Below are 10,252 nucleotides of genomic sequence, written 5' to 3' on the forward strand. Positions count from 1 at the left end.
CTGCATAAATTTTTAGTAAATTGTCTTTTTTTGACTATAACTATTAAATTGTAAAACTTGTCACACCTCTTACAAACCTTGAAAGGATAAGCATTATAGCATATTCATTAACCATAATTTAGGCATCTTAATACGAAACTCGCGTTAAATATAGATTCAGCTTATATAAACAAAGAAAGGGATATAAATAATAATTGTGAGATGATATCAATAACAGGATGATATTTATAGATAGCGGTGAAACAATAGTAAAAGCAGCGAGATTTTTAAAAGAACATTCGGCTTTATCGGTTGTTAGTGCTTTTATAACTCATGCAGTGCTTTCTGCTGGTTCTAAAAATTCGATAATAGACCTCTTGCATAACAAAGCTAATAGAGAGGAATTTGTACGTCAATCCGGTACTCGCATCCTCACATACTAAAGTGTACGCTGCGGTGCTGCGTTCCGTGTTTTCTACAAATTCCTCTCTATTAGCTTTGTTATGCAAGAGGTCTATTAGAGAATATTTTTATCACGGATACTATAGAAACAAATGACTTATCTATAAAATTTCATATAATACCTGTGTTGCCTATCATCGTAAAAGAGTTAAGAAATATATTATGAGTTTATGTACTCTAGAAATAAATCTATCTGCAATAAAAAATAATTACCTTTTATTACAAGATATTTGCAAAACCTCATTAGTCGGTGCTGCCGTTAAAGCTAACGGTTACGGTCTTGGAGCAGTACAAATTTCTAAAGCTTTAATAGAAGAAAATTGTAGGCATTTTTTTGTGGCCTCAAGTGAAGAGGGAGTGAATTTACGCAAAGCTTTAGGAGTAGATGTTAATATTTTAGTGCTTAACGGCGTTTTTGAACATGATGCTTTAGAGCTGATAGAATATAATTTAACACCTGTTCTAAATAACTTAAAACAAATAGAAATTTGGCAAAAATTTAGTAATTTGAAAAACCGATTATTGCCTTGTTATTTACATTTTAACACAGGGATTAATCGCCTTGGATTAACTCATGATGAAATAGAGCAGTTAATTAATAATCGTGATTTATTAAAAGGGCTAGATTTACAATATATTATAAGCCATCTAGCTATATCCGAGAAAATAGATAATTCTTATAATCTAGAACAATTAAACAGATTTAAAGCTTATTTACGATATTTTCCAAACGTTAAAGCAAGCCTTGCTAATTCCGGCGGCATATTTTTAGGACAGGATTACCATTTTGATTTAGCAAGACCGGGGGCAGCCTTATACGGTCTTAACCCTGTAATGAAAAATCCTGTAAACTTAAAAGCTCCTATAATCCACTTACAGAATTTGACACTAGATAGCCATATCGGTTATAATATGACTTTTACAACTAAGCGTGATAGTGTCATTGCAACGTTACCGCTTGGTTATGCCGATGGATATAGCTGTAACTTTAGTAATCAAGGCGAGGTGTTTATTAACGGTTGCAGCGTTCCTATAGTAGGGCGAATATCGATGGATTTGATAAATATCGATGTTACCGATCTACCACCATCCGATATTTTTCTAGGGCAGGAAGCGGAAATTATCGGAAATCATTGCACGCCCGATAAAGTAGCGAGTATTATAGGTACTATCGGGTATGAGGTATTAACTAGTCTCGGTAATAGATATAAGAGAATTTATAAGTAAGCACCATGAGCTACGGAAATTACGAAGTAATTGACGAAGCAATCTCAGGAATTTGTTATTATTTCATGAGATTGACACGCAGCCTACGGCTGCGGCTTTGTTGCATGGATCGCTTTATGTCATTCCCGCGTAGGCGGGAATCCAGTAAAACATATAAAAAACAAGTTTTTTATATGTTTATTTTATCAAATATGTAACTTCTATATCAATATTTGAAGTTATTTTTCTGGATTCCCCGCCTATGCGGGGATGACATCGAGTAGGTTTTTCGATCCATGCAACAAGGCCTACGGCTGCTCGCAATGACTATTTAGATAATAATTATAAAACAAAAAAATATACACAAATGTTATTAAATATAGCTAATTCGGTCGGTAAACGTACTATAAAGTTTGCACAAAGTGTAGGCAGTTTTTCTCTATTTATCTTTGCTGCCGTTAGCAGTATCATAAGACCGCCTTTATATTTGAGTTTAATCATCAGACAATTATTATTTATCGGGTTTCACTCGCTTTCGGTTGTTGCGATGACAACTTTCTTCTCAGGGGCGGTACTTGCATTACAGAGCTATACTGGTTTTTCCCGTTTCTCAGCTGAAAGTTCCATTGCAACGGTAGTAATATTGTCGCTGACTAGAGAGCTTGGACCTGTCTTAGCCGGACTAATGGTAGCGGGAAGAGTCGGGGCATCAATCGCCGCCGAAATAGCAACAATGAGAGTAACAGAGCAGGTAGATGCTTTATATACTTTATCTACCGATCCTATTAAATATTTAGTTTTTCCAAGAGTAATAGCAGCTATTATTACAATGCCTTGTCTTGTTTTAATCGGGGATATAATTGGTGTTATGGGCGGTTATTTGGTAGGGGTATATAAACTTGATTTTAATAGTGCAGCTTATTTAACCAGTACTTTTCAGTATTTGGAGCCGATTGACGTAATTTCCGGTCTTGTTAAAGCGGGAGTTTTTGGATTTATTATTTCTATAATAAGTTGCTATAGCGGCTATTATTCAGGTAAAGGGGCTAAGGGAGTTGGAAGAGCTACTACCTCGGCAGTAGTAAATTCTTCTATCCTTATCTTAATCAGTAATTATTTAATAACCGAATTATTTTTTAAAGTACAAATATGAGTGAAAAAGAAGAATTTAAAATTAAAATTCGGTCATTATATAAATCATTTGCTAATCATAAGGTGTTAGACGGAATAGATTTGGATGTAAAAAGGGGCAGTTTATTAGTTATTTTAGGTGGTTCCGGTAGCGGCAAATCCGTTCTAATTAAAAATATAGTAGGACTGATTAAACCTGATAAAGGTAAAATTTTTATTGATAATGTAGAAATCCAAGATATCTCAAGTAAACAAAAATTTGAGATTATGGACGGTATAGGTTTTTTATTCCAAGGTGGAGCATTATTTGACTCCTTAAATATACGTGATAATATTACTTTTGAGACTAAAAAATTATCTAAGAAAGAAAAAAACGACCTTGCCGGTGCAAAGCTTAATTCTGTCGGTTTGTCCCCTAGAATACTCGATCTTTACCCTTCCGAATTATCGGGAGGAATGCAAAAAAGAGTAGCCCTTGCTAGGGCTATTTGTAGTACACCGTCGATTTTATTCCTTGATGAACCGACCACAGGGCTTGATCCTATAATGGCAAATGTTATCAATGAATTAATTATAAAAATCCAAGAAGAGTTAGGGGCAACTACGATTACTATAACTCATGATATGATTAGTGCCGAAAAAATAGCTAAAGAAGTAGCTATGATTTATCAAGGAAAAATTAAATGGTACGGTAGTAAAGATGAAATGCGTAATAGTGATAATCCTTATTTAAAACAATTTATAAATGGATTAACTACCGGTCCTATAGAGGTATAAAATGTTTAAGAACTTATTATGTATAGTAATATTTCTAGGTATAAACCTAAATGTTTATGCTATAAATTCTAGCTCTTATACGACAGACGATATAATAAAAATAGTAATTATTCTTGGAATAGTTATTTTAATTTTTAGTCCTGCAAAATTCCGTATAATCGTTATCGGTACTATGTTAGGCTTGGCTTGTGCCTATTTTACATATAAATATATCGTACCTATCTTTATTTCTTCACTAAATGGACCATAATTATCTCTTGACACTAGGGGAGTATTACTTTATATTTTTTACCTATTGTATATTTATAAGTTTTAAGGTATTTAGCTTATGTCTCGTAAATGCGAACTCACAGGTGTGGGTGTTTTATACGGCAATAACGTATCACATTCTCAACGTAAAACTAGAAGACGTTTTGAGCCTAATTTAAGGTCAGTTAAGTTTACAAGTGATATAACAGCCGGGGAATATAGGTTATCGGTTAATGCTAGATGTATTAGTTCAGTGGAAAAAGCTGGCGGTTTTGATGCATATATTCTAAAAGCCGATGATAATGTTTTATCAAGTAACGCTAGAGCTATTAAGAAAAAAATAATTCAGACTAAAACGGCAAAATCATTATGAAAAGCGGTATACATCCAGAATATAAAAAGTTTTTGATTAAAGTAGGAATCGATGTTTTTGAAACAATGTCTACTCATCCTACAGGTGAAATTTTAATGGATGTTGATTTTAGAAAGCATCCGGCATGGAATAAAGATTCCGGAAATGTAGTAAATCAATCGAACAAAAGTGTTAGTGATTTCAATAAAAGATTCTCAGGTCTTTCTTTCGGTAGTGAGAAAGAAGCTAGCTAGGCTTTGTTTGTGGATAACAAATCGTCATTGCGAGAAGAATTACGTAGTAATTCGACGAAGCAATTTAGTCAAAAATTCTGATTTACAGAATTTTTTTTATTATTTTTTCTGAATTGCCGTGCAGTCTACGACTACTCGGTATCTACGCAAGAATGACACTAACAATATTCACATAGTATTGGACTAAGTCAAAATATAACACAGATAAATCGTCAATTCTCAATTATTGCGGGGTGGAGCAGCTTGGTAGCTCGTCAGGCTCATAACCTGAAGGTCGTTGGTTCAAATCCAGCCCCCGCTACCATATTTTTAATGTCATTCTAGCTCACTTATAGCGTTATTGAAGTCTGCTGATGCCATTCCTAACTCAGTGTTGTTGCATGGTTTGGTTTTCCTGTCATTGCGAGAAGAATTACGTAGTAATTCGACGAAGCAATTTAGTCAAAAATTCTGATTTACAGAATTTTTTTTATTATTTTGCTGGATTGCCACAATCCTTTTAGTCGCTCGCAAGGCATTGTTGCGTGGACCAGTAAAACCCACTGTGTCCACCCCCCGTGGCTTGACCACGGGATGACCAGAGGTGAAATTGAACCACGCAACAATGCCCGCTTGCAATGACGACTCGGTATTCACGCGTGCAATGCCTAATTACATCCAATACGAAAGCAAATTATGACTACTCAGAAAATAGTGCCTACAAAATCGACTGATGGCAGTAAGCTTTTTCGTCATCAAGCTAAATTTGTAGCCGGTGTTATGAATATAAATCAAATCCCCAATTTTTCATTGCCGGAAATTGCTTTTGTCGGTAAGTCAAATGTCGGCAAATCAAGACTAATAAACATGATATGTAATAATAAAAATCTTGCTAAAGTTTCTAATACTCCGGGGCGTACTAGGCAAATCAATTTCTTTAACCTTGCAGATAAACTTATTATAGTTGATCTTCCCGGCTATGGTTTTGCTAATGTTCCTATATCAGTCAAAGAGCAGTGGGAAGTGTTAATTAGTTATTATTTACGAAATAGTCATAATTTAAGGTTAGTTAACTTATTGATTGATTCAAGAAGGGGTATAAAAGAAAACGATAAGAAAGTAGCTGAGCTATTACTTGCAAATAAAAGAGAATTTCAAATTATTTTCACAAAATCGGATAAAGTTACGGATCATAAAAACCTTAACGATGAAGCACAGAATTTTCTTGCAACTTTAAACTACTCATGTAATGTTATGTATGTAAGTAGTAGGAGTAAAGAAGGTGTAAGAGAACTTAAAGCTAGTTTGGCAAAATGCATCAAACCTCAAAAATAAAGAGGTAGATAGTGTTTCTTCATTAAATAACATTGCTATAATTAAGAATATAATAAAGTGTAGTAGTGAGCTGAAGAGTCAAGTAATAGTTCTAAAATTACCTGCTACTATTATTATTGACGATAAATTATTTACGGCTTTTTTTGAATCTGTTAGATTGCTTGAGATGTGCGGTGCTAAATATATATAGTACATGATCATATTGATTTACGAAGTTCGTCTTTAATATCACAAATAGATGAAAATTTTAGTAAAAAAATTAGTAAAATAAGCGACTATAGTTCTCTAAATGATCCTATTATTATGGAAATTTTATCCAGTTACGTTAACAAGCTTATAGTAACAAAGTTAAGTAGTATAGGTTGTTATGCAGTTGGTATTTCAGGTAAGGATGCTAATTTACTGCAAGCAAAAAAATCAAAATTATCTCACCGAAAAATTGTAAATCATGATGTTATAAATATTGGTTTTTTGAGTGAGCCTATTATGATTAATCCGGAAATTTTATTAAATTTTGAAGATAATAATATTATACCCGTGATAGCACCGTTTGCAAGCGACGATCAGGAGAAAACACATTTATTAAATGTTAACTTAACGGTAGCAACAATTGCTTCTGCATTAAGTGCGGAACATTTAATATTGCCATATGAGATATTGCAGGTATCCGAGACGTTACCGTATAATATAGAAATACGAGATATTAACTTGTTGAAATCAATGTTAGATGATAGTAATAATTTCATCGAAGAAGAATTAATTAAGATAGCAGTTAATGCACTTGAAAATAATAACGGTTACGTAAATAACGGTTACGTACATTTTGTGAATAGTGAAGCACCGAATTCAATATTGTCAACTATGTTTGATATTAATATAAATTAATAGAGGTTTTTTATGGCAGGAGCATTAGCATCCGATCTTTTATTTGTAGGGTTAACTAGACCGCCGATGATATTTGGAGTAAGTATTAAGTTTGCTGCATTAAATATGATAATGACGATGATAGTATTTATTTGGAATAACGGTATTATGATTTTGTTCGTTGCAGCTGCTTTGCATTTGGTAGCTTATATTATATGTTTTAAAGAACCGAGATTCATAGAGCTATATTTAAATAAAATATCAAGAACTAGCCAATGTCCTAATAAATTTTACTACGGAGCAAATTCGTATAATATTTGAGTTTTATGTTATTCCCGCGTGGATACCAAGTCATCATTGCGAGGAAAAACTGCAAGTTTTGACGAAGCAATCCAGTTAAAAATTCTGATTTACAGAATTTTTTATTATTTTTTCTGGATTGCCACGCAGTCTACGGCTGCTCGCAATGACGACTTGGTATCTATGCGGGAATGACATAAAAAGAGGTATAACTGACAAAATAAATCAAAATAGTTAAATCAGGTGAGGTAATGAAGTTATTTAGAACTAGAGTAGCTAAAGAATTAAGGTCTAAACAAGAAAGACCCACTTCGCATTTTATTCCTTATAAATGTCATTGGGATAGTAATACTATTTTAACGAAAGATAATTCTTTATTACAAGTTATTAAAATAAACGGATTTTCTTTTGAAACTGCTGATGATGAAGATCTAGACATTAAAAAGAATATCAGAAATGCCTTACTTAAAAATATTGCTTCGGGAAATATCGTTATGTATTTCCATACTATTAGAAGACGTAAAGCAGTAATATTTGACGATACGGAATTTACTTATGATCCTACTGTAAAAGTCCCTAATGATTTTATTACTTATTTAGGTGCAGAATGGCGTAAGAAACATGCGGGTGCTAGGTCGTTTTTTAATGAATTATATGTTAGTATTTTATATAAGCCTGATACCGACGGTGCTGCTATAGTTGAGTATTTTCTAAAGAAGCTTAGACAAAAATCTAATAAAACCGCTTGGGAAAATGACATGAAAGAGATGAAAGAAAATCTTCAAGAAATGTCAACTAGAGTGGTTAATACATTCAGAAGTTATGGAGCAAGATTACTTGGAGTTTGTCAAACGCAGTCAGGTAGTTATTGTGAAATTTTAGAATTCCTTTCATCTTTAATCAATTGCGGCGATTCACCAGGTCCTATAGCATTACCGCGTGGTACTATTGACGAATATTTACCAACTCATCGCTTATTTTTTGATTCTCGTACTATTGAAGCAAGAAGTCCGCTTGGCAAGAAATATGCCGGAATGATCAGTATACTTGAATACGGTCCTAATACTTCGGCAGGAATTTTTGACGGATTCCTGCAAATGCCTTTTGAATTTGTCATGACTCAAAGCTTTATCTTTGCTAATAGAACAATAGCGATCGGTAAAATGCAATTACAGCAAAATAGAATGATACAATCTGGTGATAAGGCTACTTCACAAATTGCTGAAATTAATACGGCCCTTGATATGGCCACTAGCGGTGATATCGGTTTCGGTGAGCATCATTTATCGCTTTTATGTTCCGCAAATAATATTAAAGCTTTGGAAGATATATTGTCAATGGCAGCAGTTGAGCTTTCTAATTCAGGAATTCAGCCGGTTAGAGAAAAAGTTAACACGGAACCTAGCTATTGGGGACAGTTGCCGGGAAATATGGATTATATAGTGCGTAAATCCACTATAAATACTCTTAATATGGCTAGCTTTGCCTCACAACATAATTATCCGCTCGGTAAAATTAGAGATACCATTGGGGAGAATATGTCACAGTACTTGATACTACTTCAGGTACGCCGTTTTATTTTAATTTCCATGTAAGGGATGTTGGACATACTCTAATTATCGGTCCAACCGGTACCGGTAAAACAGTTCTTATGAATTTCTTATGTGCGGAAGCACAAAAATTCAAACCTCGTATGTTCTTTTTTGATAAAGATCGAGGAGCAGAAATATTTATACGTGCTTTAAACGGAGTTTATACAGTAATTGATCCGGGTTTAAAATGCAACTTTAACCCTTTACAGCTTGAAGATACTAGTGAGAATAGAACGTTTATTTTAGAGTGGCTTCGCGTGCTTGTAACTTCTAACGGTGAAAGTTTAACTGCACAAGATAATAAAATCTTATCTCAAGCGGTAAGCGGTAATTTTAGATTAGAAAAAAAAGACAGAAAGCTTAGTAATGTTATAGCATTTCTTGGTATTGATACACCAAATAGTTTGGCAAGTAGGATTGCAATGTGGGTCGGTAAAGGTTCACACGCTAAGATATTTGACAATGAAATGGATGATATTGATTTACAAAAAGCAAGGGTATTCGGTTTTGATATGACTGAATTACTTAAAGATCCTATAAGCCTTGCACCGGTATTGTTATATATTTTCCATCGTATTAATATCTCTTTAGATGGACAGAAAACTATGATAGTGCTTGATGAAGCATGGGCTTTAATCGATAATCCGGTATTTGCACCTAAGATCAAAGATTGGTTAAAAGTGTTGAGAAAATTAAATACTTTTGTTATATTTGCTACGCAGAGTGTTGAAGATGCCGCAAAAAGTAGAATTAGTGATACGTTGATTCAACAAACAGCTACGCAGATTTTTTTACCTAATTTGAAAGCTACGGATATTTATCGTAGTGCATTTATGTTAAGTCAGCGAGAATATATTTTAATTAAAACTACCGACCCTACTACACGTTATTTTTTAATAAAACAAGGAATAGATGCCGTAGTTGCAAAGGTTAGCTTAGATGGCATGGATAACATAATCAGTGTTTTATCTGGTAGAGTTGAGACTGTAATATTGCTCGATCAAATTAGAGAGAAACACGGCAATGATCCAGATAAATGGTTACCTATATTTTATGAAGCAGTTAAAACATTATAGATTCCTGTCTGTCATCCCGTGGCTTGACCTCGGGATCTTGTCTCACAGACTGTATCCTGAGATCCATAGTACCCTACAATTTTTGTAACAATGTAGAGAAGTAGCGATCAAAAACAGTAATTGAGTCATATTCCAAAATTCTTTTTAATACTGACTTTGCTATGCTACTTGCTTGTTTCAGGCAGTTTCTTAAATGATCTAATCCGTATGTAAAAAATGATACTAAACGTTTTGGATTAGTTTTAGCGGTTCTAATTTTTATGGGTTGTATCTCATGTTGTATTAGTCCATTTTTTATTATTAAAGCTGATGCAATAGCACAAACTGTAACTAATTTTACGAATCTATCTGGGTTTGTTATATGGCTTTTTTCAATATCAAAACCACCGCTTTTGAGATGTTTAAACAACCGTTCAATTGACCAACGAAATTTATATAAAGCAAAAATGCTGACATCCATCTCGCGGCGTGTACACAAAGCCATAAGCTCATTTTTATCATTTCTATAAGCCGATAATGTTACTGCATGATCCCATAACATACCCTTAACTTCAATGTATTCAAGGGCTTTTACATAATCAAAACTCTTACCAACTGGTTTAGATTGTAAAGCATTTGTAATACGAATTAGCATATCTTTTCTGACTGGAATCGCAAATTTAATTTGTTTTGTAGACAAAAAAGTAAGCCATTCTC

10 protein-coding genes, 1 tRNA gene and 2 pseudogenes are annotated in these 10,252 nt (G+C 33.6%); 12 read left to right on the plus strand and 1 reads right to left on the minus strand.

Translation table 11 applies throughout. From position 1 onward, the window contains the following. The first annotated feature begins 218 nt into the window (after window positions 1-218). The 12 genes and pseudogenes from REIS_RS15465 to REIS_RS02525 all read left to right on the plus strand — a co-directional run bounded on the left by REIS_RS15465 (window position 219) and on the right by REIS_RS02525 (window position 9,556). A complete protein-coding gene (locus REIS_RS15465) occupies window positions 219-422 on the plus strand; it encodes a hypothetical protein (RefSeq protein ID WP_008579682.1) in 204 nt (67 codons plus the stop codon). Between the two features lie 181 nt (window positions 423-603). Then, window positions 604-1,668: an alanine racemase gene (locus REIS_RS02470; protein WP_008579683.1), complete on the plus strand. Its 1,065-nt coding sequence runs from the start codon at window positions 604-606 to the stop codon at window positions 1,666-1,668. A gap of 346 nt (window positions 1,669-2,014) precedes the next feature. Then, a complete protein-coding gene (locus REIS_RS02475) occupies window positions 2,015-2,800 on the plus strand; it encodes an MlaE family ABC transporter permease (protein ID WP_008579684.1) in 786 nt (261 codons plus the stop codon). Continuing rightward, on the plus strand, window positions 2,797-3,555 hold the full coding sequence (locus REIS_RS02480) for an ABC transporter ATP-binding protein (RefSeq protein ID WP_008579685.1): 759 nt from the start codon (window positions 2,797-2,799) through the stop codon (window positions 3,553-3,555). The genes REIS_RS02475 and REIS_RS02480 overlap by 4 nt, the downstream gene beginning before the upstream one ends. Window position 3,556: 1 nt before the next feature. Next, the gene (locus tag REIS_RS02485) at window positions 3,557-3,805 is read left to right on the plus strand and encodes a DUF5510 family protein (RefSeq protein WP_008579686.1); all 249 of its coding nucleotides are present in this window, start codon (window positions 3,557-3,559) and stop codon (window positions 3,803-3,805) included. Between the two features lie 78 nt (window positions 3,806-3,883). Next, entirely contained in the window at window positions 3,884-4,177 is a 294-nt protein-coding gene (rpmB, locus tag REIS_RS02490; protein ID WP_004996729.1) for a 50S ribosomal protein L28, read from the plus strand. Continuing rightward, the gene (rpmE, locus tag REIS_RS02495; RefSeq protein ID WP_008579690.1) at window positions 4,174-4,410 is read left to right on the plus strand and encodes a 50S ribosomal protein L31; all 237 of its coding nucleotides are present in this window, start codon (window positions 4,174-4,176) and stop codon (window positions 4,408-4,410) included. The genes rpmB and rpmE overlap by 4 nt, the downstream gene beginning before the upstream one ends. A gap of 227 nt (window positions 4,411-4,637) precedes the next feature. Next, window positions 4,638-4,714: transfer RNA gene (locus tag REIS_RS02500), tRNA-Met, on the plus strand. 371 nt (window positions 4,715-5,085) lie between these two features. Beyond that, a complete protein-coding gene (yihA, locus tag REIS_RS02510; RefSeq protein WP_008579692.1) occupies window positions 5,086-5,724 on the plus strand; it encodes a ribosome biogenesis GTP-binding protein YihA/YsxC in 639 nt (212 codons plus the stop codon). A gap of 70 nt (window positions 5,725-5,794) precedes the next feature. Next, window positions 5,795-6,609 (plus strand): annotated as a pseudogene (locus REIS_RS02515) (acetylglutamate kinase). 12 nt (window positions 6,610-6,621) lie between these two features. Continuing rightward, window positions 6,622-6,909, plus strand: a complete 288-nt coding sequence (locus REIS_RS02520; protein WP_008579695.1) for a type IV secretion system protein VirB3 — start codon at window positions 6,622-6,624, stop codon at window positions 6,907-6,909. 230 nt (window positions 6,910-7,139) lie between these two features. After that, window positions 7,140-9,556 (plus strand): annotated as a pseudogene (locus REIS_RS02525) (VirB4 family type IV secretion/conjugal transfer ATPase). A 73-nt stretch (window positions 9,557-9,629) separates the two neighbouring features. Here REIS_RS02525 and REIS_RS02530 read toward each other — a convergent pair. Further along, window positions 9,630-10,252 (minus strand): transposase (locus REIS_RS02530; protein WP_008579696.1); only part of this gene is annotated, 623 nt, incomplete at its 5' end.

This window comes from Rickettsia endosymbiont of Ixodes scapularis (assembly GCF_000160735.1).
Classification (GTDB): Bacteria; Pseudomonadota; Alphaproteobacteria; order Rickettsiales; family Rickettsiaceae; genus Rickettsia; species Rickettsia tamurae.